Below are 25413 nucleotides of genomic sequence, written 5' to 3'. Positions count from 1 at the left end.
TGAAGTCAACGGCCGGTGGATCCGAACCCGCCGGCGCCGCGCGCCGATCCGGGCAACCGGTCCACCTCGTAGAACGCGGCTCTCTCCACCCGCTGGATCACGAGCTGCGCGATACGGTCTCCCCTGCGCAGCTGTAGCGCGTCCTTGGTGTCGGTGTTGAGCAGCGTCACTCTGATCTCGCCCCGGTAGCCCGCGTCGACGGTGCCGGGCGCGTTCACGAGCGTCACACCGTGCTTGGCGGCCAGACCGGAACGCGGATGGACGAACGCGGCATACCCATCGGGCAGGGCGATCGCCACCCCGGTGCCCACCATGGCCCGCTCCCCGGGGAGCAGTTCGACGTCCTCGGCGGCATAGAGATCCGCGCCCGCGTCGCCCGGGTGGGCGTAGGACGGCAGCGGCAGCTCGGCGTCGAGCCGGTGGATCAGCACCTCGACGTTGTCGGTCACGGATTCACCTCGTACTCGTGGTGTTCGTCGATGATGGTCTGAGCGTCTCCGTGCTTGGCGAAGTGCTCCATACCCACCTCGATGAAGAGGGCGGCGGCCCGTACGGCGACCGGACCGTCCGGCGAGTCGATCCGCCCCTCAGCCTCAAGGTACGCCTTCCGACCGGATACTCCGGTACACCAGGCGCGCAGGTGCAGGACGGTGCCGACCGGAACCGGCGCGAGATAGTCGGTTTCCAGCCGCCCTGTGACGTAGGGACGCTGCAGCAGCCAGATGGACATGCCGATGACCTCGTCCATCGCCGCGGCCAGCACACCGCCGTGCGCGAGGCCCGGCGCGCCCTGGTGTGCCTCCCCCACGGTGAACTCGGCCGTCACCGTGATCCCGTCGGGAGAGGTGGCGTTCAGGTGGAGGCCGGTCGGATGCAGGTCGCCGCAGCCGAAGCAGCGGCTGTAGTGCGGACCGAGCGGGGTGCCGGGGGCGGGGGCGCCGGAGAGCGGCTGCGGCCGGACCGCTCCCGGCGGAGGGGTTGTCACGGTGGAACGGGTCACGGAGCAGAACGTTACCCCTTGGACCGCGGTGACTCCTCATTCACCGGCTCATCGAGCTCAGACGGTCCGGACCCCGGCTCGGATCCGGGGCCGGACCCCGCGCCGGACACCGGCTCGGGCTCGGGTCCGGACCCGGATACCGACTCGGACACCGGCTCGGACACCGGCTCGGACACCGGCTCGGACACCGGCTCGGGCCCTGGTCCGGACTCGGGCACCGGCTCGGGTCCTGGCTCGGGTCCAGGCCCTGGTCCTGGCCCTGGTCCTGGCCCTGGTCCTGGCTCGGGTCCCGGGGTCAGGGCGAGCTGACGGCCTCTGAGTTCGGGCAGCGCCCGGTAGATGACCGCGGCGACCGGCACCGCCACCGCCGCCCCCGCGATGCCCGCCACGATGCCGCCCACGGCGAGCACCAGGATGATCGCCAGCGGGTGGAATCTCAGCACCCTGCCGACGATCAGCGGCTGGAGCACGTGGTTCTCCAGCTGCTGTTCCACCAGCAGGATGCCGAGGAAGATCAGAGCGTAGATCGGGCCCTTCGCTCCGAGGGTGACCAGGGTGGCGATCGCACCGGCGAAGAAGATCCCGACGATGGGGATGAAGCTGGCCAGGAAGATCATTACCGCCAGCGGAGCCCAGAGCGGCACACCCATCCCGGCGAGCACGACACCCATGATCACACCGTGTACGGCGGCCACCGCCACGGTGCCCTGCACGTAGTGCGAGAGCGTCACCCAGGCGGCCCGGCCGGCCCGGTCGACGCGGGGCGCGGCCCCCCCGAAGGCCTGCAGGAACCACGACCAGATCCGGTCGCCGTCCTTGAGCAGGAAGAACGTGACGAAGAGCAGCAGCACGATGGAGGCCAGCACCTCCAGCGCCACCGTGGCGCCGGTGAGGACGGTCTGGGTGATCTGGTTGCGCTGCGCGGTGACCTGCTTGGTGACCTCGTCGATCCACGCGGTGATCTGGTTCGGCTGCAGGTGCAGCGGCCCGGTGTAGAGCCAGTTCTCGATGGTCTTCGCGGTCGCCCGCACCTGCTCGACCAGCCGGGGGAACTCGTCGTTGGCCCGTAACCCGATGAACCAGCCGATCCCCCCCAGCACCGCCAGTGCGATCAGGATGGTGATCCACGTGGCGTAGATCGGCCGTATGCCCCGGTTCCGCAGCCATCGGGTGATCGGGAACAGCAGCGCGGTCAGCAGCAGTGCCACGGCCACCGGTAGGACCACGATGTGGAGCGTGGCGATGAACTGGGCGAAATAGAAGACCGCCCAGCCGATGATGATCAGGCACAGACTCCACATGGCCAGGCGGAGCAACGTGCGGGGGACCAGCTGCGTCAGACGTTCCCGATCGGAGATCACACCCTCAAGACTGGCACGCCGCATCCGGGAATGCGCGGGGTTATCGGCCTGACACGGAAAGCAGGGGTCCCGGCCGGACCCCTGCTCTCCGTGTCTCGTCCGATCCGGGTCAGCGCTCCTGCGGCGGCCGGTAGATCACCCTGTCGTCGAGGTAGCAGCTACAGCTTCCACACCCTGGAGTCATGCCCTGTCCTCCCCTCACCTGTCCTTCCGACCGTACGGCCAAGGCCGCCCGCCCGGAAGGACAGAGTTGCGTACGGGATCAGGCGAGGGCCACCTCCACCGTCAGCTCACCGTCGCCGGGCTGGAGCACGAACTCCTCGATGACGCCCGCACCGCACAGGTCGTCCTGTGCCTGCCGCAGGAGAGCGGCCTGGGGGCCGGTGACGGTCAGCCGGGAGACCTCGCCGCGCATGGAGAGCCTGGCGTCGGACTTGGCCTTGCGCACCCGGCCGAGGACGATGGCCACCACGGGGAGCAACTCCGTGTCCCCGTCCCGCTCGGCGGCCGTGGGCCAGGGCGCCCGGTGCACCGACCCCTCGCGCCACCAGGACCAGACCTCCTCGGTGACGAACGGCAGGAACGGGGCGAACAGCCGGAGCATGACGTCCAGCGCCTCGCGCAGTGCCGCGTGGGCCGAGCGAGCGGCCGGGCCGTCGTCGTAGGCGCGGGCCTTGACCAGCTCCAGGTAGTCGTCGCAGAACTCCCAGAAGAAGCGCTCGGTCCGCTCCAGCGCCCGGGTGTGGTCGTAGGCCTCGAACGCCTCGGTGGCCTCGCGGACCACCTGCGCCAGCCTGGCCAGCATCGACAGGTCGATCGGCTCGGTGACCTCGCCGCCGTCCTCCCCCAGGCCCAGGACGAACCGGGAGGCGTTCAGGATCTTGACCGCCAGCCGACGACCGATCTTGAACTGTCCCTTGTCGAAGGTGGCGTCGGTGCCCAGGCGCCCGCTGGCGGCCCAGTAGCGGATCGCGTCCGAGCCGTACTCCTCCAGCAGGCCCATCGGGGTGACGACGTTGCCCTTGGACTTGGACATCTTCTTGCGGTCCGGGTCGAGGATCCATCCGGAGATCGCCGCGTGCTTCCACGGCAGCACGCCGTGCTCCAGATGGGAGCGGACGACGGTGGCGAAAAGCCAGGTGCGGATGATGTCCTGCCCCTGAGGCCGCAGATCCATCGGGTAGACCCGCTCGAACAGGTCGTCGTCCTGCTCCCAGCCACCCACGATCTGCGGGGACAGGGACGAGGTCCCCCAGGTGTCCATGACGTCCGGGTCGGCGAGGAAACCGCGTGGCTTGCCCCGCTGGTCCTCGGTGTAGCCGGGGGGCACCTCGGTGGAGGGGTCCATGGGCAGCGTGGACTCGTCCGGCAGGATGGGCGAGGAGTAGCCGGGTTCGCCCGCGTCGTCCAGCGGATACCAGACCGGGATCGGGACGCCGAAGAAGCGCTGCCTGGAGATCAGCCAGTCACCCGCCAGGCCCTCGACCCAGTTGTCGTAGCGGGCCTTCATGTGGGGCGGGTGCCAGGAGAGCTCCTCTCCCCTGGCCAGCAGGGCGTCTCGGAGGGCGCGGTCACGTCCTCCGTTGCGGATGTGCCACTGGCGGGTTGAGATGATCTCCAGCGGCTTGTCGCCGTTCTCGTAGAACTTCACCGCGCGCCTCACCGGTCGCGGCTCGCCCTCCAGATCGCCGGACGCGCGCAGCAGCTCCACGATGCGCTCACGGGCACCGTGCACGGTCTTGCCGGCCAGCTCGGCGTACGGCTCCGCGGCGACGCCCTCGGGCGCCTCGGGAAGCATCCGGCCGTCCCAGCCGATGACCGCCCGGGTCGGCAGGTCCAGCTCGCGCCACCAGACGACGTCGGTGACGTCGCCGAAGGTGCAGATCATCGCGATCCCGGAGCCCTTGTCAGGCTCGGCCAGATGGTGGGCGAGCACCGGCACCTCGACACCGAACAGCGGTGTCCTGACCGTGGTGCCGAACAGCGGCCGGTAGCGCTCGTCGTCGGGATGGGCGACCAGCGCCACGCAGGCGGGCACCAGCTCGGGCCGGGTCGTCTCGATCCAGACGCGCTCGCCGAACCCCTTGGCCCGCTGCTCGGCCGAGAGCGTGAAACCGAGCCGGTGGAAGGCGCCGGGCCACTCCCGGTCCTCCAGCTCGGCCTGGGCGACGGCCGTACGGAAGGTGACGTCCCACAGGGTGGGCGCCTGCGACACGTAGGCCTCGCCGCGGGCCAGGTTGCGCAGGAACGCGCGCTGGGAGGCGGCGCGCGCACCGCCGTCGATGGTGGCGTAGGTCAGCGACCAGTCCACCGACAGGCCCAGGCGGCGCCACAGCTCCTCGAACGCCTTCTCGTCCTCGATGGTGAGCCGCTCGCACAGCTCGATGAAGTTGCGGCGCGAGATCGGCACCTGCCGCTTGGCGTCGGGCCTGTCCGGCGGCTCGAACCGCGGGTCGTAGGGGATGGAGGGGTCGCAGCGCACGCCGAAGTGGTTCTGCACCCGGCGCTCGGTGGGCAGGCCGTTGTCGTCCCAGCCCATCGGGTAGAAGACCTCGCGGCCGCGCATCCGCTGGAAACGGGCGATCGTGTCGGTGTGGGTGTAGGAGAAGACGTGACCGACGTGCAGGGAACCGGAGACGGTCGGCGGCGGGGTGTCTATCGAGTAGATCTCCTCGCGGGTGCGCGACCTGTCGAAGCGGTAGGTGCCCTCGGTCTCCCAGCGGGCTACACATACGGCTTCCAGCCCGTCGAGAGTCGGCTTCTCGGGCATGGGCGCATGGCGCGGTCGCTGTTGTGTCATGCCTCCCTATGGTATGGCTTCACGCCGTACCGCGCTGGGGAGGACTAGTGTTCGGGTGCGGAGCGCAAAAAAAGGGGAGGGCCCATATGGCCGGCAAGACCGAGAAGCAGGACATGGCCTGGCGGGCCATCGGTGGCCTGGTGGGACTGGTCACCGCCTGGACCGCCAAAAAGATCATCGGGTTCGCCTGGGAGAAGTCGACGGGCAGGAAGCCGCCGGTGGACAGCGAGTCACTGGACATCGGCCTCGGTGAGGCGATCGGCTACGCCGTGGTGATGGGGGTGGGCATGCAGGTCGCGCAGATCCTGGCCGCCCGCACCGCCCGGAAGCGTTACAACGCCTGGAAGACCGTGAAGGACGCGACCAGGGACGTAACCTCCTGACGGTGGGGCGGGCGCGGCCCGGAGGGTCAGGACTCCAGGGCTGCGAGAAACTCCTTCGCCCAGCGGTCCACGTCGTAGGTCGCCACCCGTCTGCGCAGTGAGCGCATCCGGCGGGACAGATCGTGCGGCGTGGCCCGCATCGCGGTCAGCATCATCCGTTTGAGTCCGTCGATGTCGTAGGGGTTCACCATGAACGCCTGACGCAGCTCGTCGGCCGCACCGGCGAACTCGCTGAGCACCAGCGCGCCGCGCAGATCGTTGCGGCAGGCGATGTACTCCTTGGCGACCAGGTTCATCCCGTCGCGCAGCGGGGTCACCACCATCACGTCGGCGGCCAGGTAGAGCGAGGCCAGCTCGTCCCTGCCGTAGGACTGGTGCATGTACTGCACCGGCTGCAGACCCAGCTCGCCCTGCTCCCCGTTGATCCGGCCGACCTGCCGGTCGATCGAGTCGCGCAGCCGTACGTACTCTTCGACCCGCTCCCGGCTCGGCGTCGCGATCTGTACGAACGCCGCCTCGCCAGCCTTGATCGAGCCCTCGCAGAGCAGCTCCTCGAACGCCTTCAGCCGCTGGCCGATGCCCTTGGTGTAGTCGAGGCGGTCGACGCCGAGCAGCACGCACTCGGGGTCGCCCAGCTCCGCGCGGATCTCCTTGGCCCGCTCGATGATGTGCGGTTCGCGGACCAGGGAGTCGAGTTCACCGAAGTCCACGGAGATGGGGAACGCCGCCGCCCGGACGATCCGGTCCTCCACCTGGATCTCGTGCTTCTGGTGCTGCAGGCCGAACAGGATGCGGCAGAGCCGGATGAAGTTGGACGCGCCGCCGGGGCGCTGGAACCCGACGAGGTCGGCGCCCAGGAGTCCTTCCACGATCTCCTTGCGCCACGGGAGCTGGGAGAACAGCTCCACGGGAGGGAAGGGGATGTGCAGGAAGAAGCCGATGCGCAGGTCGGGCCGGAGCTTGCGCAGCATGGCCGGGACCAGTTGGAGCTGGTAGTCCTGGATCCACACCACCGCGTTCTCGGCGGCCTCCTCGGCGGCGGCGCGGGCGAAGCGCTCGTTGACCGTCCGGTAGGCCTCCCAGGTGACCCGCGAGTAGACGGGAGGGGCGACCACGTCGTGGTAGAGAGGCCAGAGGGTGGCGTTGGAGAAGCCCTCGTAGTAAAGCTCCACCTCCGACTCCGACAGGGGCACGGGGATGAGGTGCATGCCGTCGTGGTCGAAGGGGTCGAGCTGCTCGTCGGGGGCTCCGTGCCAGCCGATCCAGGCGCCCTCCCGGCGCTGGAGAACGGGCGCGATCGCGGTGACCAGGCCGCCGGGGCTGCGCCGCCAGGTGTCCTCCCCCGCCCGGTCGACGGGAAGGCGGTTAGCCACGATCAGAAACGAACTGCGGCCCTGCACAAATTCCTCCAGATAGTAGTCTTACCCATAACGACTACCCAATCCGGATGTTTTTATGACTTTCCAGGCGGAAGTGTCCGATTAACCCTTAGGTCCGCCCGGACCATGGTGGCGAGCTTCCGGGTGGCGGTGCGGTTGAGCACCCCGCCGGCCACGGCGCCGGTGAGGAAGGGTCCGAGCGTGGTCAGGTTGCGCCCGAGGGTGCGCATCAACCGGTTGCGCAGCGCGGTCTTCGTGGCGGCGCCCAGGGCGACGGTGACCGAGGCGGGGGACATCGGGTCGACCCCGCGCTGCTTGGACCAGGCGGTGACGAAGGCCACCGCCCGCTGGGAACCGGTGCCCGGCACCGGGATGCCGTACACCTCGTGAAGCTCGGCGATGAGCTTGACCTCGATCGCGGCCACCACGAGAGTCTCCGCCACGAGCTGGGCGGGGGCGGAGAGCAGCAGGGGCGGAGCGGCGAACTCGGCCGCCGCGAGGGCTCCGCCGATGGCGCCGACCGTCATGGTCGCCTTGGAGGCGGTGCGCACCAGGTCGTCCGCCAGCGCCTCGGAGGTGAGGCCGTGGTGGTGCTCGGAGAGGGTGGCAAGGTCGCGGATCGGGATGCGAGGGGCCACTGCCATGAACATGTCGGCCAGCCACCGGCCCCGGCCCGTCCCGGACGCCCTGGCCTTTTTCGCCCCGGCGGCCAGCGTCGTCGTGAGGCGGCCGAGCAGCCGCCGCCGCTCGGCGCCATCCATGTCGCCGGGCTCCGCGAGCCTGCCGACGATCTCGGCAACTTCGTGCTCCGGTGTGCCGGCCGACCCCTCGGCCGTGGAGTCGTCCGGCCGGACACCGGTCTTCCTGTTCTCTGACGGCATGTCTCGGAACCTCCTCAAGGCTTGTCCTTGGGCCCTACCCTTCCATCGGAGAGCACACTTCGGACAGGCCATCGGAACGATCGTCAGGCCGCGCACTCCCGGCAGATCTGCTGACCGTTCCTTTCAACGGCGAGCTGACTGCGGTGATGCACCAGGAAGCAACGCCCGCAGGTGAACTCGTCGGCCTGACGAGGTATCACCCGGAGCGAAAGCTCCTCGTTGGACAGGTCCGCCCCCGGCAGTTCGAGCGATTCGGCGAGATCCGTCTCGTCGATGTCGATGCTGCCCGAGGACTTGTCGGTACGGCGTGCCTGCAGTTCCTGAAGACTGTCCTCGTTGAGGTCGTCGTCGGTCTTGCGTGGGCTGTCGTAATCGGTTGCCATCGGTCTGCTCCATCCCCCTCATCTATCTGTCTGCGCCGGCTCGCGCGTATGTAACGTCCGGGAGGCCCAACTTGTGCCCAATCCGACAGAGAGATTCCTGCTTCGGTACCCCGCTGGAATGGCCGCTGAACCTCCCCACACGTGAGGGACACCCCGCCAATAGGCATGGTTAGCCAAATATGGCGTAAACCACAGCATTGGCGACATGAACTACCGTGTTCGACGGCACATCCAACCACATGTACGGCGCGAACGAGACGCCCCCCGCCGGATCAGCGTGCTCGGAGTCTCACGGTCACCACAAGACCTCCCCCATCTCTGGGAACGGCGGTCACGTTGCCTCCGTGAGCGCGCACGACCGCACGGACGATGGACAGCCCGAGACCCGCTCCCTTGGCCGATTCGACCCGGTCGGCGTTGAGCCGCCGGAACGGCTCGAACAGGCTGTTCACCTCATATGCGGGCACATGCGGCCCCGTGTTGGCCACCTGAACAACCAGTGCCCCCTCCACCATTCCCGTGCGCACCCACAGGCGGCCGGATTCGGGGAGGTTGTGCTTTATCGCGTTCTCCACAAGATTGGCCACGCAGCGCTCCAACAGCACCGGATCGCCTTCTGTGGCGGCGTTCTGGAGCTCGGCGGTCATGGTCACCCCGGCCTCCTCGGCGCGTGGGGTGAGCTGGTCGACGGCGGTCTCGGCGACGTCCTTCATGTCCACCGGCTTGCGTACACTCAGCTCGCGCTCGCTGCGGGCCAGCAGCAGCAGGCCCTCGATGAGCTGCTCGTTGCGGGCGTTGACCTCCAGGAGAGTACGGCCCAGCGCCTTGAGGTCCCCCGACGCCTCGGGGTCCCCCAGCGCGATCTCCAGGACCGTCCGGTTGATCGTCAGGGGGGTCCGGAGCTCGTGCGAGGCGTTGGCCACGAATCTTCGCTGTGTGTCAAACGCCACATTGAGCCTGGTCAACATGGCGTCGAAGGTGTCGGCCAGCTCCTTGAGCTCGTCGTTGGGCCCCTTGAGGTCGATCCGCTCATGGGCGAGCGTGGTGCCGGAGAGCTTGCGCGCCGTCGTGGTCATCTGCTGGATCGGCTTGAGCGCCCGGTCGGCGACGAGGTAGCCGATGATGACCGCCAGGATTCCCACGCCCGCCAGGGCCAGCAGCGAGCGGCTGAGCAGGGCGTTGCGCGCCTCGTCGATCGCGACGTGCTTCCACCCGAGCCACTCCTCCTGGAACTTCTGCTGATAGGCGAGCGGCGCGTCCGGCAGGCTGACGGGCGGCCAGGCCCCGTTGATGGCCCAGCCCACCATCATGTAGATCACGAACAGCAGGAGCACCCCGGCCGCGAAGAACAGCACACCGTAGGTGATCGTGAGCCGCCACCGGATGCTGACCCGGTCCATGAGCGCCCGCACCCGGTCGAGGACCGAGAGCCGCTCCGGGGAGGCGCCCGCCGGGGGCGGCCCGTCCCACACCGGTGGGCCGGTCGGCGGCGGCGGCTGGGTCCGCGCCGGAGCGGCGAAGACCGGCCGGTCGCCCTTCCTGGCCTCCCGCTCGGAGCGCGGGCTGATCATCGGGTGGGTGGGCACGGACCCGCGCGGCTCGGCGGCGTGCCGTTCCTCTCCCCCGCTCGGTGGAACACTCACAGCTTGTATCCGACTCCGGGCACCGTCTCGATCACCTGAGGCTCGCCCAGCTTCTTCCTCAGGGTCATCATGGTCACGCGCACCACGTTGGTGAACGGGTCGATGTTCTCGTCCCAGGCCTTGTCCAGCAGGTCCTCCTGACTGACCACGGCACCCTCGGCGCGCATCAGCTCCTCCAGGACCGCGAACTCCTTCTTGGTCAGCGCGATCTCCTGGCCGTCCCTGGTGACCAGCCGTTTGCCCGGATCGAGGCGGACCCCGGCCCGCTCCAGCACCGGCGGCAGCGCCGGGGCCGAGCGGCGGCCGAGCGCCCGCACCCGCGCGACGAGCTCGATGAACACGAAGGGTTTGGCCAGATAGTCGTCGGCGCCCAGGCCCAGCCCCTCCACCTTGTCGTCCACGTCTCCGGACGCGGTCAGCATCAGGATCCGCGACGCCGTGCGCGCGGCCACCAGGCGGCGGCAGACCTCGTCACCGTGGACCTTGGGCAGGTCCCGGTCCAAAACGATCACGTCGTAGTCGATGTAGCCGGTCCGTTCCAGCGCGCTGGCGCCGTCGTAGGCCACATCCACAGCCATGGCCTCCCGCCGGAGCCCGGTCGCGATCGCGTCGGCGAGCACCCGCTCATCCTCAACCACAAGCACCCGCACAGCCTCTCGTACCTCCTGCGAAAGATGGGAAGAGCCGCCGAACGGCTCCCCAATTGTCGGCACACTCCCCGTAAGCCGGCGGTAAGGCCGGTGCCCCCACAACCACAGTCCGTGATGTGTGACACATACAGGTTTAGTCGATATGCGTTGTGGGGTACAGCCGGAGCCAACCCCCAAACCAGCCTTACCCTTCAACCCCCTTTGAGAAAGAAGGTGAGATGGGCGAGTTCACGACCACGATCGAACACCGCCTCGACCAGGCCTACAGAAACCTGCAGGAGGCCAGGTCGAACGGTGACGACTACCTCGCCGACACCCTCACCGCCGAGATCGAGGATCTCCGCCGTCTGGCCACAGACAACGGCGTCCCCATCCAGCGCTGATGTGAGAAGCCCCCTGGTGCGTCACCGGGGGGCTTTCCTCATGTACCGGCCGCGATGCCCGGTCCCCACGGACCGGGCATCGCGGCCGTCGTGTTCTCAGGCGTCACGTTCCGGGTCCAGCGGGACCAGCAGCTCGTGCAGCTCCTCGAACAGGCCCGGCGCCGCGCAGAGCGTGAGCTCCGGATTGGGCGGTCCGCCGTTCAGGCCGCCCACCCTGGCCCCCGCCTCGGTGGCGACGAGACCACCGGCCGCGTAGTCCCAGACCTGCGGGCCCCGCTCGTAGTAGCCGTCGACCCGGCCGGCCGCCACCGAGCACAGGTCGGCCGCCGCCGAACCGGCCCGGCGGATGTCGCGCACGCGTGGCAGCACGTGGGTGAGCACCTCCGCCTGGACCTTCCGCCGCCCGACCTCGTAGCCGAACCCGGTGGCGATCAGCGCCCGGTCCAGCGGCACACCCGTGTTGCAGCGCAACCGCTCGCCCGCCAGCCACGCGCCCTCGCCCTTGGCCGCGGTGAAGACCTCACCGCGAGGCACCACGTTGACCACGCCCGCGACGACCTCGCCGTCGATCTCGACCGCGATGCTGACCGCCCAGTCGGGCAGGCCGTACAGGAAGTTGACCGTCCCGTCGATCGGGTCCACGATCCAGCGGATCCGTCCGCCGCCGGTCGAGCCGCCCTCTTCTCCGAGGATCGCGTCGTCCGGTCTGACCGCCTTGATCCTGGTGCGGATCAGCTCCTCCGACGCCCTGTCCAGCGCGGTCACCACATCGGTGGGACTGGACTTGGTGGCCAGCACCTCGGGCCGGGCGGGCCGTTTCGCCAGGAGCATCTCCCCCGCCTCGCGGGCGATCTCCTCGGCCAGGTGGGCGAAGGTGCCCACGGTCTCCACGGTCACGGTCGCTCCCCTCTCCTCGTCGTCTCACAGGTCACTCCGGTCGCCCCGCGGCGGTGGCCCGCCAGGTTCACGAGAGCGACTCCGGCCGCTTCCACTCCCGGCCGAGAACATGCTGGTCCAGGAAGGCCAGCACGGTCTCGTACCAGACGACGGCGTTGCCCGGCTTGAGCACCCAGTGGTTCTCGTCCGGGAAGTACAGGAACTTCGACTCCACGTCCGAGCGCTGCAGGTCCCACCAGAGGCGCAGTCCCTCGCCGATGGGCACCCGGTAGTCCTTGTCGCCGTGGATGACCAGCATCGGCGTGGAGATCTCCGACAGCGACAGGTGCGGGGAGAGCCTGCTGTACAGCTCGCCGCCGACCGGGCCGAACTCGCGCTGCCAGTACATCGGCGCGTCGGTGGTGCCGGCGAACTGGTCCAGGTGCCAGAGCGAGGCGTGGGTGACGATCGCCTTGAACCGGTCGGTGTGGCCGGCGACCCAGTTGGCCATGTAGCCGCCGAACGATCCGCCCATGGCGGCGGTCCGGGTGGCGTCGACCTCGGGCAGCTCCAGCGCGGCGTCGGTGATCGACATCAGGTCGGCGTGGGTGCGCGGGCCCCAGTCGGCCCAGCCGCGCCTGATCATCTCGGGTCCGTAGCCGGTGGACAGGCAGGGGTCGGGCAGCAGGACGGCGTAGCCGTGCTGGGCCATGATCCACGGGTTCCACCGCCAGGACCAGTCGTTCCAGCTCGACAGCGGGCCGCCGTGGATCCAGAGCAGGAACGGCGCCGGGTTCTCCGCCGAGGCGCCCTCGGGCAGCACGAGCCAGGCGCGGACCGTCACGCCGTCGTCGGTGGTCGCGGTGACCTCGGTCAGGGTGCCGGGCAGCTCCAGCTCGGGAGTCGGGGAGGCCAGCTCCTCGACCGTGCCGCCCGCGGTGACGCGGACCGGTCCGGCGGCGCGGTCCACCGCGCTGCGCAGCGCGTAGACGGCGCCGTCGGGGGCGACGTTGAGCGAGAGGTAGGCGGCGTCGTCGGGCGTGAGCCGTACCGGCTCGGAGCCGTCGGCCGGGACGTGGAAGATCGGGCGGCGGCCGCCGTGGTCGGCGGCCACGTACAGGGAGCGCGAGTCGGGCGCCCAGGCCACGTCCGCCGGCCAGAGTCCGGCGCCGGCGGCGTGTCCCTCCCCGGTGGCCAGGTCCACGATCCACAGGGTCTGCTCGGGGATCGTGTCGGCGGTGGCGTGGTTGCTGCGCACGCACGCGACCAGACGCCCGTCGGGAGAGACCTGCACCGGGCCGTCGAAGTCGTGGCCGTCCTCCTCGGCCAGGACCCGCCGGGCTCCGGCGTCGGCCGTCCCGATCGCCACCAACTGGGAGCGCACCTCGCCTGCGGGCAACGGCACCGACCAGGTCGTCACGACCGTCCCGCCGTCGGGGGTCACGTCGTAGGAGGCGTTGGTCAGCGCCTTGCCCGGCTGCGGGGTGAGGTCCCTGACCTCGGTCAGCCGGTCGTCGCCGAGGGTCCCGGCGAACAGCCGGGGCTCCCCGGGGCCGAGGTCGTGGTCCCAGTAGCGCACCGGAGAGCTCTCGTGCAGGATCGCGCTGATCCCGCCGTCCTTGCGGGCCTTGCGCCGCTCGTCCTCGGTGGCCTCGTCACCGGGCAGCACGTCGGAACCGAAGACCACGCTCCGGCCGCCGGCCGCGAATCCCGCCACACCGCCGGGCCGGGAGGCGATCTGCCTGGCCTCGCCGCCGGCCGCGGGCAGCAGCCAGAGGGCCGGGACCTCCTCGTCGGGGTCCTTGACGACCGGGTCGGGGCGGCGCGAGCCGAAGAGCAGGTCGCCCCCGGCGGTGAACTCGGCGCCGGCCTCGCCCTTGACGGACCTGGTCAGCCGGTACGGTCTGCGTCCGTCGAGGGGGATCTCCCACAGGGACGTTCCATAGGACTTGCCGTCGGCGTTCAGCGCCTGCACCACGCTGACCAGCCGGGTTCCGTCGGGGGAGAGACGCAGGGACGCCACCCGCGGCACGCCGACATAATCGCGAATGTCGTTGAAAGGGGTCACCGTCCGAACCTACCCCGGACGTCCTCACCGGTCGCGCATCCGTACCGGGCCCGATACCGAAAAACCAGGTGTGACCATGTATAAGGACGTCCCGGCATGCGGTTTGATGGATGTCATGGGGACTTACGACGCGTTGCTCGTCGTCTCGTTCGGAGGGCCGGAGAAGCCTGACGACGTGATGCCGTTTCTGGAGAACGTGGTGCGGGGCCGGGGCATCCCGCGCGAGCGGCTGCTGGAGGTCGAGGCGCACTACCAGCGTTTCGGCGGGATGAGCCCGATCAACCAGCAGTGCCGTGACCTGATAGCCGCGGTCGAGCCGACCGTCGATCTGCCGATCTACTGGGGGAACCGCAACTGGCATCCCTATCTGGAGGACACGCTCCGCCAGATGGCCGCCGACGGCGTGCGCAGGGCGGCGGCCTTCGTCACCGCCGCCTACAGCTCCTATTCGGCGTGCCGGCAGTACATCGACGACATCGCGCTGGCCAGGGCCGCGGTGGAGGGCGCCCCGGAGATCGTCAAGCTGCGGCACTACTTCGACCACCCCGGCTTCGTCGCGGCCATGGTGGAACACACCCGCGAGGCGATCGCGGAGCTGCCGGCCGAGCACCGGGACGCCGCGCGCCTGGTCTTCACCGCGCACAGCATCCCGACGTCGATGGCCGACACGGCCGGTCCGCACGGCGGGGCCTACGAGGCGCAGCTCCGCCGGACGGCCTCGCTGATCACCGCCGAGCTGGGCGGCGACCGGCTGTGGGACCTGGTCTGGCAGAGCCGCAGCGGGGCCCCGCACATCCCCTGGCTGGAGCCCGACGTCTGCGATCATCTGCGGGAGGTCGACGCCCCCGCGGTGGTGCTGGTGCCGATCGGATTCGTCTCCGACCACATGGAGGTCGTCTACGACCTCGACGTGGAAGCCGTGGAGGTGGCCGGGGAGATCGGTCTCCCCCTGGTCAGGGCCGCCACCGCGGGCACCCATCCGCGGTTCGTCTCGATGATCGGCGAACTGCTGGCCGAACCGGAGCCGACGGCCTGCGCGGGCACCTGCTGCCCCGCCCCTCCCCGCCGCCCGGCCCAGCCGGCGGGCACGGGAGCGGGCCGTCAGGGGTAGGCGTGGGCGTAGCCCTGGGAGATGGCGATGACCTTGGCGACGTACGACCAGGAGTGGTTGTAGAACCAGATGGCCTTCTCCAGCTTCTTGCCGCCCTGCCCCGCGCCGTTGGCGCACAGGTAACGGGCCGCCGTGGGGACGGCGTCGTACGGGCTCCAGATGTCGGCGACGCCGTCGCCGTCGCCGTCCACGCCGTAGGACTTCCAGGTGGCGGGCATGAACTGCATGGGGCCCTGGGCCCCCGCCGAGGACGGCCCGTTGTTGCGTCCGTGTGAGCTCTCCACCTGGCCGATCGCGGCCAGCACCGTCCATGACAGGCCCGGACAGGCGACGGCCGACTTCCGGTAGAGCTCCAGGTAGCTGCCGGGCCGTCCGACGGCCACCTGCCGGACCGCGGGCGGCTGCTTGCCGGTGGCGGCCTTGTCCGTGGCCCGCTTCCCGGTGGCGGGGGTGCCGACGGTGGGCTTCTTCACCGCGGCCGTACGGGACCCGCCCACGGTGACCACCTGAGCGCCGGAGCCCAGCAGCCGGCGCACCCGGGTGCGCAGCGTGGCCGCGGCCTTCTGCGGCCCGTTCACCAGCAGTGCGACGCCGGGCAGCAGCCCGAGCCGGCGCCCGGTCTCGGTGCTCACCAGGCCGTCCACACCGGGCAGGCCGAAGGGGGCGGAGGCCGCGACCCGGAGCCGGATGCCGCCGTCCACCTGGTACTGCGAGCCGAGGGTCAGCCCGAAGCGGCGCACGGCGGAGCTGTCGGCGACGAGCTCTCCCCTGTCCAGTGCGCTCCAGACCCCGGGCTGGTCGGCCACGGCCTTCGGCGCCCAGGAGCGGAACCGGGACGGATCGACCGCGAGCAGGTTGAGCCCGACCCCGGAGACCTTGACCGCGCCCCCGTCGAAGGAGTCGACCTTCTTCACGTATTCGAGCTGGGAGACGTCCTCCATGGTCTGCCGGGACAACGTCGCCTGGGAGATGACCAGCAACCGGGGCGGGGTGAGGGCGATCTCGGTGCTCGCGGGCGCCGGGGTCGGCGCGGCGACCGAAGGGCTGGGCACCGGGGTGAGCGCCGCCAGGTCCCTGACCTCGGCCTCCGCCGCGGTGGCGGTGAGAGGGCCGGTCGGGCGGGTGGCGACGAAGACCGCGCCGCCGACGACGGCGAGCGCGACCCCGACGACAAGGATCGTGACGAAAGCCCACAGCCGGGGAAGATGCGACACCGCGCTCACGTTAGCCTCAACAGGCCACGGCATGTGCCGTTGCCAGGAAAATAGCTTGCCGGGCAGCGGTTTGGTAGGAAATCGTCGGTACGATCTACCGTTGAAACGCGCAAGGGGGAACCGTCAGTGGTGGGGCCGTACCGGGGACTGTTCGCCGCGCCCGGGGTCAAGGGTTTCGTCATCGCCGGGCTCATCGGGCGGATGCCGATGTCCATGCTCGGCATCGGCGTCATCCTGCTCATCGAGGCCCTCACCGACTCCTTCGCCATGGCGGGTGCGGTCGCGGCGACCGTCAACGTCTCCTACGCTGTGGCCGCTCCCCTGACGGGGCGCCTGGTGGACCGGTTCGGCCAGGCCAGGGTCATCATTCCGCTCACCCTGACACAGGGCGCCGCGCTGACGGGCCTGATGCTGTGCGCGGAGTTCCGGGCACCCTCGTGGGCCCTGTTCGCCACCGGCGTCGTGACCGGCGCGAGCTCGGTGTCGCTCGGCTCGCTCGTGCGGGCCCGCTGGTCCCACCTGCTGGCCGGGTCGCCCGGACTGCACGCGGCGTTCTCCTTCGAGTCGGTCGCCGACGAGATCGTCTTCGTCGCCGGCCCCGCCCTGGTCACCGCCCTGGCCACCATGGTCAACCCCTACGCCGGCCTGATCGTGGCCCTGGTCTGCACGGTCGGGGGCACCCTCGCCTTCGCGGCGCAGCGCGGCACCGAGCCACCGGTCCGCCCGTACGACAGGCGTTCGGGCAGCCCCATCACCATTCCCGGCGTCGTCCTGCTGTCGTGCGTCTTCCTGGCGATGGGCTCGGTCTTCGGCTCGCTGGACCTGATCACGGTGGCGTTCGCCGAGGAGCACGGCGCCAAGCCCGCCGCCGGGCTGCTGCTCGCCGCCATCGCCTGCGGGAGCCTGGTCTCCGGGCTCTGGTACGGCGCGCGGCAGTGGAAGATCTCCCTGCGCCGCCGCTTCGTCCGCGCCCTCGGGGTCTTCGCGCTCGGGCTGTCCCCGATCATCCTGATCGGCGACCTCAGGGTGATGGCCCCGGCGCTGTTCCTCGCCGGGCTGGCCATCTCCCCGACCATCATCACCGGCTACACGCTGATCGAGCGGCTGGTCCCGGCGAACCTGCTCACCGAGGGCATGGCGTGGCTCTCCACCGCGATCGGGTTCGGTGTGGCGCTCGGCGGCTGGGCCGGCGGCCGTCTCACCGACGCGTTCGGCGCTTCCAACGCCTACGCGTTCTCCTTCGTCTGCGCCCTCCTCGCCGTGATCATCGGCGTGGGCGGTTCCGCCTGGCTGCGGACCCCTGTCCCCCAGCAGCAATCATGAGTATCGTTCACATTCGCTGGCGAAACGAGGGTGAACATGAGCGAGGTCTTCCGCAACTGGGCCGGGAACCAGTCCGTCACGCCGGCGGAGGTCCGCACGCCCTCTTCGACCGAGGAGGTGGCGCGGGCCGTACGGGACGCCGGTGCCTCGGGACGCCGGGTCCGCATGGTCGGCACCGGGCACTCCTTCACCGGAGTGGCGCTCACCGACGGCCTGCTGCTGCGCCCTGACGCGCTGAGGGGAATCCGCGAGGTGGGCGACGGCTGGGTGACGGCGGCCGCCGGCACACCGCTCAGCGCGCTCAACGACGAGCTCGACCGGATGGGCCTGGCCCTGGCGAACATGGGCGACATCACCGCCCAGACGCTGGCCGGAGCCATCCAGACCGGCACCCACGGCACCGGCAGGGAGGTCGGCGGGCTGGCCGACCAGGTGCTCGGGCTGGAGCTGGTGCTCGCCGACGGCGAGGTCGTCACGGTGTCCGGCGACGGTACGGGGAAGATCCGCGACGGAGTGAGCGAACGCGACCTGTTCGACGCGGCCCGGGTGGGCCTGGGCGCGCTCGGAGTGGTGACCGCCGTGACCTTCCGGGTGGAGCCGTCGTTCCTGCTGCGCAGCACCCGGCAGCCGATGCCGCTGACCGGGATCCTCGACTCGCTCGACGCGCTCACCTCCGAGAACGAGCACCTGGACTTCTTCTGGCTGCCGCACACCGACGTCTGCCTGACCAAGCGGAACAACCGCGACCCCGGACCGGCCGACCCGCCGGGCGCGTTCCGGCACTGGCTGGACAACACGTTCCTGGAGAACACCCTCTTCGGCGCGCTGTGCGGGATCGGCGGGCGGTTCCCGGGCGCCATCCCCCGGCTCAACGCGATCTCCGCGTCGGCGCTGTCGGCCTCCACCCACACCGACACCTCTTACAAGATCTTCACGAGTGTGCGGGACGTGCGGTTCCTGGAGATGGAGTACGCCATCGCGCGCGAGCACCTCGGACAGGCGCTCCGCGAGACCCGCGACCTCGTGGAGCGGCGGGACTGGAAGATCAGCTTCCCGATCGAGGTACGGGTCACCCCGCCGAGCGACGCGTGGCTGTCCACCGCCTACGGCAGGGACTCGGCCTATGTCGCCTGCCACATCTACCGGCCGACGCCGAACCCCGACTACTTCGAGGGCGTCGAGGAGATCATGACCAGGCTGGGCGGGCGCCCGCACTGGGGAAAACTCCATACTCGTGACGCGGCCTACCTGACCACGGTCTATCCCAGGTTCGGCGACTTTCTGGCGGTGCGGGACCGGCTGGATCCACGGCGGACGTTCGCCAACGACTACCTGGACACGGTCCTGGGCTGACCCGCTCTCCCGGCGTCGGCGCTCCCCGACCCGGCCCTTGCCAAAGGTTCCGGTAAAGGTCTGAGCAAAGCGTCCCACGAAGAACGGCGCCTCGGCGTGTCTGCCGTTGCTGCGACCGGTCCGGCGGGCAGATTCGCAGACGCCCCGCGCCACTCAACCCCGAGGGAGTCCGCTGGAGATGACCTTCTCCCGCCGTTCAGACCCGCCGCCGCTCCGCCAGGAGACCGGCAGGCCCGTCGCACCGTCGTCTTTCGGCTCTTGGCCCAAGTCCACAACGGCACCCGGAGTTATTCGGGAGAATCCGTCGAGGACCCTGAACGTGCTGCTCCATACCGGTACCTGATAAGAGATGAATGGAGCAAATGTGACCGGCGTCACATCGCTGCGAGCCCCATCCAGGAAGGCGATGTTCGGACATGCCGGGTACGGTGCTGGCAGGCAACCGGCACACGCGAGAGACTCAAGGGTCCGGGGGAAGATTGAGCACGACGACGAAGGGACTCGCATGCAGGAGCTCCGTCTCGTCGCGGTGAGTGAGGACGGGACCTATCTCGTGCTGGCGACAGCCGGCCGGGGTACCCGGTTCACGCTGCCCGTCGACGATCGGCTCCGTGCTGCCGTCCGCGGCAACTTCTCCCGTCTCGGCCAGTACGAGATCGAAGTGGAGAGTCCGTTGCGCCCCAAGGAGATCCAGGCCCGGATCCGTGCCGGCGAGACCGCGGAGGAGATCGCCGCCACGGCGGGCATCCCGGTCGAGCGGGTGCGGTGGTTCGAGGGCCCCGTGCTCCAGGAACGTGAGTACATGGCTCAGCAGGCGCAACGCTGCGCCGTGCGGCTGCCGGGCGACTCCGCTCCCGGTCCCACCCTCGGCGACCTGGTCGCCGAGCGGCTGACCCGTCGCGGCGTGCCCGCCGACGAGATCGAATGGGATTCCGCCAAACGGGACGACAACCTGTGGCGGATCAAGCTCGGTTTCGTTTGGAACGGTCACAGCCGCAACGCCGAGTGGGTCTTCGATCCGCGCCGGCGCCACATCACGCCACACGACGACGAGGCCATGCGCCTGTCGGCCGGCGAGTACGTCGAGCCGGTCGAGGACTCCATCGTCACGCCGTTCGTGCCGCGAGTGGCCAAGCTCGCGCCGGTGCCACCGCTGGCACCCGAGCCGCTGAAGCAGCCGCCGGTCTCGTTCCCCTCGGTCGTACGCAACGAGTCGCCTCCTTCGACGGTCCCGTCCAAGCCGGCGTTCACCCCGCCCGAGGCTCCGGCGGCCTACGTCCAGCCGGAGGCTCCGGCCGCCTACGAGCAGCCGCCGATGCCGCCGATCCCGCCGGGGTACGAGCCGCCCAGGACCTCGGTGCCGCCGCTGCGCGCCCCTGACCAGCCCGGCTACGGGCCGGTCCGGACGCCCGAACCCGCACCGCCCGCCCCCGAACCCGCCGTCGCGTGGGAACCGGACAGGGCACCCGAACCCGCCGTCGCATGGGGATCGGCCAGGACACCCGAGCCCGCAGCCACCCGGGAACCGGTCAGGACACCCGAGCCGGACAGGACGCCCGAACCCGCACCGGTCGCCCCCGAACCCGCCGTCGCATGGGAACCGGCCAGGGCACCCGAGCCGGACAAGACGCCCGAACCCGCCGTCGCGTGGGAACCGGTCAGGACACCCGAGCCCGCGCCGGACCCGTCACCGTCTGCCGCCGTGCGCGAGCAGGCCGAGGATGTCACCGCCGCGCCCGAACCCGCCGTCGTCGCGCAGGCCGCCGAGCAGGCACCCGAGGTGGCTCCCACCGCCGAGGTCGTGCCCGATCAGGCGGAGCCCGAGGCCGTCGGGGAGCAGTCCCCGGTTCCGGGGACGGAGTCCGCGCGCGAGGAGGGTCCCTCCGCCCCTGGATCCGCGGCCGAGACGGCACCGCCCCAGGACGCCTCGATCGCCGTACCCGCGGCACGTGTCAGCGGGGACGAGCGGGCTCCCGCGGCCGAACCGGCCAAGGAGGACCCGCGACCGGCGGACGCCGCGGCACGGAAGGCCGACCTCGACAAACCTCCGGTGGAGAAGCCGGCGGAGCCGCCGAAACCGGCACCGGCGCGTCCCGCGAAGAAGGCCCGGGGACGGCGCGCCTCGGTGCCGACCTGGGACGAGATCATGTTCGGCGCCCGCCGCCAGGACTGACCGCGGCACGAGGGAGCGGGGTGACCGGAGGACTCCGGTCACCCCGCTCCGCGGTGCGGGCCGTACGGAAAGGTCAGAGCCGCTCCACAGTGCGGGCCGTACGGAAAGATCTCCGCGGTACGGGCCGCGCGGAAAGGTCAGGCCCGTCCGTCGACGACGAACGGGGCGAGCCAGCCGGGTGACACCTCGGCGGCGAAGGCCACGCCCTCGGCCTCGCCGACGTCGATCGCCGCATAGCCTCCGGAGCCCGCGCCCACCCCGGCGACCACGGTCAGCACACCGGCGCGGCGCTGGAACCACGTCTGCCGCAGGGTCCACCCGACCACGGCCCGCTCCTCCACCACCGCCTGGGAGCGGCGCAGCGATCCCGACCGGACCGACAGGCGGGCTCCGTCGTAGGTGTGACCGAGGGACCGGTAGCGGTCCAGGCCGAGCGGGACGCCCAGCCCCGCGAGGATCAGCGCCGGCACCACGAGCCCCCACCAGAGCGGAGACCACGCCGTGGCCGCCGGCACCGCGCAGAGGGCGATCACCAGCCATGGGAAGACCGCCCGGAACAGCCGGCGCCGGCGCGCCGCCACCGGATGCGCGCGCAGCCCGGTGGCGATCGGACCGATCGCCTCGCCCACCACGTCGAGCACGACGGCGCGCGGAGCCACCGGCATCAACTGGCCCCTCGTCTCGGAGTCGCCGAGACCCGTCACGATCGCCCACGCGCGGGCGAACCCCGCACCGCGCTCGGCCAGCCCCTCCACCAGCTCGAAGCCGCGCACCCTGCGCCGCTCCAGCGACACGCTCCGGCGGGTGATCAGGCCTCGCTCGGCGACGAGGTAACCCTCTCTGCCGCGCAGGGTGAAGTCCCAGTTGAACACGGCGTACATGACCATGCCGGCGACCGGCATGGCGAGCACCAGCAGCACCAGCGCGACGACGAGAAGGACGGGATGGCCCCAGAGCCACTCCCCCGCGCTCACCATGACCCGCCCGTCGATCCTGAGCTCCGAGCCCCACTGGAACAGCAGGCCCACCGCACCGGCCACCAGCGCGAACGGGGTCAGCAGGTAGGCCCCCGACAGCGGGCCGTAGGCGAGCCACCTGCGCGGCACCACGAAGAACACCCGCTCGGGAGTCGTCTCGCCGACCTCGTGACGGACCGTCGGGGGAACCGTCGTTCCCCCCGGCACGCCGGCGGTGAGCGGCTCAGCGGACGCCTCACCCACCGGCACCGTGAGGCCCGGCGACCCGGCAGCCTCCTGCGCCTGGGCGCGCCGGACCATCCGGGCCCGGGCATGCCAGAGCAGCACGGCCTTGAGCCGTTCCGCCTCCTCGACGGTCACCCCGTCGAGCTCGCCCTCCTGCTTGTCGCCGCCCGCCCCGGTGTCGATCCTGAGCACGGCGATGCCGAGCACGCGGTGCAGCGGCGGGTTGCTGACGTCGACGCCGCGGATGCGCTCCAGCGGAATCGTCCGCACCGACCTGCTCACCAACGCCCTGGTGAGCTCCAGCCGGTCGCCGACGATCTTGTAGGTGAAGGTCGCCCAGCGGATGGTGGCGTAGAGCACCGAACCCACGACGCCGAAGGCCGCCCATCCGAACGAACTCGGCGAGAACCCGCCGATGAACAGGACACCGGCCAGCGGAAGGAAGAGCGAGGGCAGCATCCGGATCGGATCCGTCAGCAGCACCTTGGGGCTGAGCCGCAGCGCCGGGCTGAACGGCGGCGGGCCGTACCCCTGACCGCCGGGCACGTTCTGACCGTCTCCCGCGACGGCCGGTGGTCCCGGTGACCCGGGACCGCCTTCCGGCGCGACCGGCGGGAAACCCTGGAAGACCGGCTCCGAGCGGCCCTCGCGGGCGCCCGGTTCCCCGTGGGGGTGCTGGTGGTCGGGAGGTTCGGTCACGTCGCGTCGTCCCTCAGCTCCTCGGCCCGCCGGGCGAGCTCCTCGGCCAGGGCCGCGGCGACCCCGTAGTCAAGACCCTTGATCGTGGAGGACCCCGCGTGGGAGGCGGTCCGGATCTCGACCGTGGCCAGTCCCAGCGTCCGCTCCAGCGTGCCCTGCGCCTTGTCCACGGTCTGGATCCGGCTGACCGGGACGAACGTCCACTCTCTGGCGATCCATCCGGAACGCGCGTAGACGACGTCACCGCTGAGCTCCCACCGGTGCACGGCGTAGCGCCAGAACGGCTCGACGATCGCGGCCGGCCCGACGAGCACCGCCACGAGGAACGGCAGCCACCAGATGTGGTCCACCACCCACACGGGCAGCCAGGGCCATCGGTCGCCGTCGATCCATCGGGCCAGGAAGAAGGAGCCGCCGATCAGGAGGACGGACCAGAACACCCCTTCCAGCAGCCACAACACGATCGCCTTGCGGGACACCGGATTGGCGGGAGGACGGAGCGGAACGTGATCACGACCGAAGGCCCGCTCGCCGCGCCCGCTCACGCGACCTGCCACCGCGGCACCGCCTGTGACATCGCTGTGCTCATCCGCATGGTCGCTCACGCTGTCAGCCTAAACGGTCGCACCCGGGCCGGTGGATGGTCATGTCAGCGATCTGTCAGCCGTCTCCCCCCGCGTCAGCCGCCGATCAGGAAAGTGTCAGTGCGACGGTGCACTCTGGTGGCGATCACTAGGGAGAGGGCTGATCATGCGATATGCCATCCAGGCGGAGGGTCTGGTGAAACGGTACGGGGAGACCCGCGCGCTGGACGGGGTCGACCTCGCCGTGCCGCAGGGGCGGCTGCTCGGTGTGCTGGGCCCGAACGGGGCGGGCAAGACCACCGCCGTGCGGATCCTGGCGACGCTGCTCCGGCCCGACGAGGGCACCGCCTCGGTCGGCGGTTTCGAGGTGACCGGCCAGGCCCACCAGGTCCGTTCGCTGATCGGCCTCACGGGACAGTACGCCGGGGTCGACGAGACCCTCACCGGCGTGGAGAACCTGGTGATGATCGGCCGCCTGCTCGATCTGTCCCGGGTGGACGCCAGGGCTCGGGCCGCCGAGCTGCTGGAGCGGTTCGAGCTGTCCCACGCCGCCGGCCGCGCGGCCAAGACCTACTCGGGCGGCATGCGCCGCAGGCTCGACCTGGCGGCCAGCCTGGTCGGGCGCCCCCAGGTGCTGTTCCTCGACGAGCCGACCACCGGTCTCGACCCGCGCAGCCGCACCGAACTGTGGAGTGTGGTGCGTGACCTCATGGCCGACGGGGTCACGGTGCTGCTCACCACCCAGTATCTCGAGGAGGCCGACCAGCTCGCCGACGACATCGTGGTGTTCGACCACGGCAGGGTCATCGCCTCGGGCACCTCCGACGAGCTGAAGGCGACCACGGGGGCACAGGTCCTGGAGGTCCGGCCGCTCCAGGCGGACCACCTGGACCTGGTCGTCCAGGTGGTCACCGACGTGGTCGGCGACGCACCCGGCGTGTCCGGCGGGAAGATCGTGACGGCCGTGCACGACCCCGCGGTGCTGCCGGCGATCGTGCGGCGGCTGGACGATCTCGGAGTCGTCGCCTCCGAGATCTCGCTCCGCAAGTCCAGCCTCGACGAGGTGTTCCTGGCCCTGACCGGCCATCCCGCCGAGGACAAGCCCGCAGACGCCAAGGAAGAGGTCTTCGCGTGACCACGATGACCGTTCCGGTCGCGGCTCCGGCCAGGCGGGTCGGCCTGTCCGCGGGGTTCCGCCAGACGATGACGCTCACCTGGCGCAGTCTGGTGCAGATCAAGCACAACCCCATGGAACTGCTCGATCTGAGCGTGCAGCCGGTGATGTTCCTCCTGCTCTTCACCTACGTGTTCGGCGGCGCCATCGCCGGAAGCACCGAGGGCTACCTGCAGTTCGCGCTGCCCGGCCTGGTCGTGCAGAACGCGCTGTTCGCCACGCTGACCACGGCGATCGGCCTCAACACCGACATCACCAAGGGCGTCTTCGACCGGCTGCGCAGCCTGCCCATCGCCCGCACCGCGCCGCTGGCGGGCAGGATCATCGCCGACACCGCCAAACAGCTCTGGGCGCTGTTCCTGTTCCTGGGGATCGGCACGATCCTGGGCTTCCGGATCCAGACCGGGGTGGCGGGCGTGCTGGGTGCGGTGGCGTTGCTGCTGACCTTCGCGCTGGCGATGTCCTGGATGTCGGTGCTCATCGGCCTGAAGGCGAAGGACCCGGAGAAGGTGCAGATCTTCGCGTTCTCCCTGATGATGCCGCTGACGTTCACCAGTAACGCGTTCGTGCCGACGGACACGATGCCCGGCTGGCTGCAGGTGTGGGTGGACGTCAACCCGGTCACCCAGCTCGCCGACGCCGTCCGCGGACTACTGATCGGCGGCGAGGTCGCCGGACCGGCGGCCAACTCGCTGCTCTGGGCGGCCGGACTGGCGGTGGTCTTCGCCCCGCTGGCGATCCGGGCCTTCCGCAGCCGGACCTAACCTGTCGGG

At 70.5% G+C, this 25413-nt stretch carries 22 protein-coding genes; 8 read left to right on the top strand and 14 right to left on the bottom strand.

Going from position 1 to position 25413, the window contains the following annotated elements:
* Positions 1–5: 5 nt before the first annotated feature.
* From dut to valS, 4 genes are all read right to left on the bottom strand, one after another.
* Complete coding sequence (gene dut / locus OHA77_RS33495; protein WP_326824186.1) at positions 6–449, bottom strand: dUTP diphosphatase; 444 nt, start codon at positions 447–449, stop codon at positions 6–8.
* Positions 446–1000: a PaaI family thioesterase gene (locus OHA77_RS33490; RefSeq protein ID WP_406313303.1), complete on the bottom strand. Its 555-nt coding sequence runs from the start codon at positions 998–1000 to the stop codon at positions 446–448. Before OHA77_RS33490 ends, dut begins: the two co-directional genes overlap by 4 nt.
* Positions 1001–1011: 11 nt before the next feature.
* Positions 1012–2361, bottom strand: a complete 1350-nt coding sequence (locus OHA77_RS33485; protein ID WP_406313302.1) for an AI-2E family transporter — start codon at positions 2359–2361, stop codon at positions 1012–1014.
* Positions 2362–2623: 262 nt separating this feature from the next.
* The gene (gene valS, locus OHA77_RS33480; RefSeq protein WP_406313301.1) at positions 2624–5161 is read right to left on the bottom strand and encodes a valine--tRNA ligase; all 2538 of its coding nucleotides are present in this window, start codon (positions 5159–5161) and stop codon (positions 2624–2626) included.
* A gap of 86 nt (positions 5162–5247) precedes the next feature.
* Here valS and OHA77_RS33475 point away from each other — a divergent pair, with 86 nt between their 5' ends.
* On the top strand, positions 5248–5544 hold the full coding sequence (locus OHA77_RS33475) for a DUF4235 domain-containing protein (RefSeq protein WP_326824190.1): 297 nt from the start codon (positions 5248–5250) through the stop codon (positions 5542–5544).
* Between the two features lie 26 nt (positions 5545–5570).
* Here the strand turns inward: OHA77_RS33475 and OHA77_RS33470 are convergent, their stop codons facing one another.
* From OHA77_RS33470 to OHA77_RS33450, 5 genes are all read right to left on the bottom strand, one after another.
* Positions 5571–6944: a trehalose-6-phosphate synthase gene (locus OHA77_RS33470; RefSeq protein WP_406313300.1), complete on the bottom strand. Its 1374-nt coding sequence runs from the start codon at positions 6942–6944 to the stop codon at positions 5571–5573.
* 53 nt (positions 6945–6997) lie between these two features.
* On the bottom strand, positions 6998–7804 hold the full coding sequence (locus OHA77_RS33465; protein WP_406313299.1) for a hypothetical protein: 807 nt from the start codon (positions 7802–7804) through the stop codon (positions 6998–7000).
* Between the two features lie 83 nt (positions 7805–7887).
* A complete protein-coding gene (locus tag OHA77_RS33460) occupies positions 7888–8187 on the bottom strand; it encodes a DUF4193 domain-containing protein (protein ID WP_184752350.1) in 300 nt (99 codons plus the stop codon).
* Between the two features lie 272 nt (positions 8188–8459).
* Positions 8460–9758, bottom strand: coding sequence for a HAMP domain-containing sensor histidine kinase (locus OHA77_RS33455; RefSeq protein ID WP_326826871.1), 1299 nt, complete (start codon positions 9756–9758; stop codon positions 8460–8462).
* Between the two features lie 68 nt (positions 9759–9826).
* Positions 9827–10480, bottom strand: a complete 654-nt coding sequence (locus tag OHA77_RS33450; RefSeq protein WP_326824193.1) for a response regulator transcription factor — start codon at positions 10478–10480, stop codon at positions 9827–9829.
* 218 nt (positions 10481–10698) lie between these two features.
* Here OHA77_RS33450 and OHA77_RS33445 point away from each other — a divergent pair, with 218 nt between their 5' ends.
* A complete protein-coding gene (locus OHA77_RS33445; protein ID WP_326824194.1) occupies positions 10699–10863 on the top strand; it encodes a hypothetical protein in 165 nt (54 codons plus the stop codon).
* A gap of 96 nt (positions 10864–10959) precedes the next feature.
* Here OHA77_RS33445 and OHA77_RS33440 read toward each other — a convergent pair whose 3' ends face one another.
* Both OHA77_RS33440 and OHA77_RS33435 read right to left on the bottom strand, forming a co-directional pair.
* Positions 10960–11754 carry an inositol monophosphatase family protein gene (locus tag OHA77_RS33440; protein ID WP_406319918.1) on the bottom strand — a complete coding sequence of 265 codons (795 nt, stop codon included), beginning with the start codon at positions 11752–11754 and terminating at the stop codon, positions 10960–10962.
* A gap of 73 nt (positions 11755–11827) precedes the next feature.
* A complete protein-coding gene (locus OHA77_RS33435) occupies positions 11828–13807 on the bottom strand; it encodes a prolyl oligopeptidase family serine peptidase (RefSeq protein ID WP_406313298.1) in 1980 nt (659 codons plus the stop codon).
* Positions 13808–13922: 115 nt separating this feature from the next.
* Here OHA77_RS33435 and OHA77_RS33430 point away from each other — a divergent pair, with 115 nt between their 5' ends.
* Complete coding sequence (locus OHA77_RS33430) at positions 13923–14918, top strand: ferrochelatase (protein WP_406313297.1); 996 nt, start codon at positions 13923–13925, stop codon at positions 14916–14918.
* Here the strand turns inward: OHA77_RS33430 and OHA77_RS33425 are convergent.
* The gene (locus tag OHA77_RS33425) at positions 14909–16132 is read right to left on the bottom strand and encodes a lytic murein transglycosylase (RefSeq protein ID WP_406313296.1); all 1224 of its coding nucleotides are present in this window, start codon (positions 16130–16132) and stop codon (positions 14909–14911) included. The two genes, OHA77_RS33430 and OHA77_RS33425, sit on opposite strands and share 10 nt — an antisense overlap.
* 126 nt (positions 16133–16258) lie before the next feature.
* Here OHA77_RS33425 and OHA77_RS33420 point away from each other — a divergent pair, with 126 nt between their 5' ends.
* From OHA77_RS33420 to sepH, 3 genes are all read left to right on the top strand, one after another.
* The gene (locus tag OHA77_RS33420; RefSeq protein ID WP_406313294.1) at positions 16259–17455 is read left to right on the top strand and encodes an MFS transporter; all 1197 of its coding nucleotides are present in this window, start codon (positions 16259–16261) and stop codon (positions 17453–17455) included.
* A 36-nt stretch (positions 17456–17491) separates the two neighbouring features.
* Complete coding sequence (locus OHA77_RS33415) at positions 17492–18808, top strand: D-arabinono-1,4-lactone oxidase (RefSeq protein ID WP_326824199.1); 1317 nt, start codon at positions 17492–17494, stop codon at positions 18806–18808.
* Positions 18809–19313: 505 nt separating this feature from the next.
* A complete protein-coding gene (gene sepH / locus OHA77_RS33410) occupies positions 19314–20981 on the top strand; it encodes a septation protein SepH (protein WP_406313292.1) in 1668 nt (555 codons plus the stop codon).
* A 137-nt stretch (positions 20982–21118) separates the two neighbouring features.
* Here sepH and OHA77_RS33405 read toward each other — a convergent pair whose 3' ends face one another.
* Positions 21119–22882 carry a PH domain-containing protein gene (locus OHA77_RS33405; RefSeq protein WP_406313291.1) on the bottom strand — a complete coding sequence of 588 codons (1764 nt, stop codon included), beginning with the start codon at positions 22880–22882 and terminating at the stop codon, positions 21119–21121.
* Positions 22879–23487 (bottom strand): PH domain-containing protein, encoded by a 609-nt coding sequence (locus OHA77_RS33400; RefSeq protein WP_406313290.1) that lies wholly within the window; start codon positions 23485–23487, stop codon positions 22879–22881. The genes OHA77_RS33405 and OHA77_RS33400 overlap by 4 nt, the downstream gene beginning before the upstream one ends.
* 145 nt (positions 23488–23632) lie before the next feature.
* Between OHA77_RS33400 and OHA77_RS33395 the strand changes: the two genes are divergently transcribed.
* Together OHA77_RS33395 and OHA77_RS33390 are read left to right on the top strand one after the other, a co-directional pair.
* Positions 23633–24601: an ATP-binding cassette domain-containing protein gene (locus OHA77_RS33395; protein ID WP_406313289.1), complete on the top strand. Its 969-nt coding sequence runs from the start codon at positions 23633–23635 to the stop codon at positions 24599–24601.
* 5 nt (positions 24602–24606) lie between these two features.
* The gene (locus OHA77_RS33390) at positions 24607–25404 is read left to right on the top strand and encodes an ABC transporter permease (RefSeq protein ID WP_326826873.1); all 798 of its coding nucleotides are present in this window, start codon (positions 24607–24609) and stop codon (positions 25402–25404) included.
* The last annotated feature ends 9 nt before the right edge of the window (positions 25405–25413 follow it).

The organism is Streptosporangium sp. NBC_01639 (assembly GCF_045209755.1).
Taxonomy (GTDB): domain Bacteria; phylum Actinomycetota; class Actinomycetes; order Streptosporangiales; family Streptosporangiaceae; genus Streptosporangium.
Note: the sequence above shows the minus strand (reverse complement) of the source record. Positions and strands in the feature narration are given on the sequence as shown.

Bases quoted from the DNA above. Each gene is read 5' to 3' on its own strand.
- valS (WP_406313301.1), bottom strand. From the start codon at position 5,161: ATGACACAACAGCGACCGCGCCATGCGCCCATGCCCGAGAAGCCGACT.
- OHA77_RS33475 (WP_326824190.1), top strand. From the start codon at position 5,248: ATGGCCGGCAAGACCGAGAAGCAGGACATGGCCTGGCGGGCCATCGGT.
- OHA77_RS33465 (WP_406313299.1), bottom strand. From the start codon at position 7,804: ATGCCGTCAGAGAACAGGAAGACCGGTGTCCGGCCGGACGACTCCACG.
- OHA77_RS33460 (WP_184752350.1), bottom strand. From the start codon at position 8,187: ATGGCAACCGATTACGACAGCCCACGCAAGACCGACGACGACCTCAAC.
- OHA77_RS33455 (WP_326826871.1), bottom strand. From the start codon at position 9,758: ATGATCAGCCCGCGCTCCGAGCGGGAGGCCAGGAAGGGCGACCGGCCG.
- OHA77_RS33445 (WP_326824194.1), top strand. From the start codon at position 10,699: ATGGGCGAGTTCACGACCACGATCGAACACCGCCTCGACCAGGCCTAC.
- OHA77_RS33430 (WP_406313297.1), top strand. From the start codon at position 13,923: ATGGGGACTTACGACGCGTTGCTCGTCGTCTCGTTCGGAGGGCCGGAG.
- OHA77_RS33415 (WP_326824199.1), top strand. From the start codon at position 17,492: ATGAGCGAGGTCTTCCGCAACTGGGCCGGGAACCAGTCCGTCACGCCG.
- sepH (WP_406313292.1), top strand. From the start codon at position 19,314: ATGCAGGAGCTCCGTCTCGTCGCGGTGAGTGAGGACGGGACCTATCTC.
- OHA77_RS33395 (WP_406313289.1), top strand. From the start codon at position 23,633: ATGCGATATGCCATCCAGGCGGAGGGTCTGGTGAAACGGTACGGGGAG.
- OHA77_RS33390 (WP_326826873.1), top strand. From the start codon at position 24,607: ATGACCGTTCCGGTCGCGGCTCCGGCCAGGCGGGTCGGCCTGTCCGCG.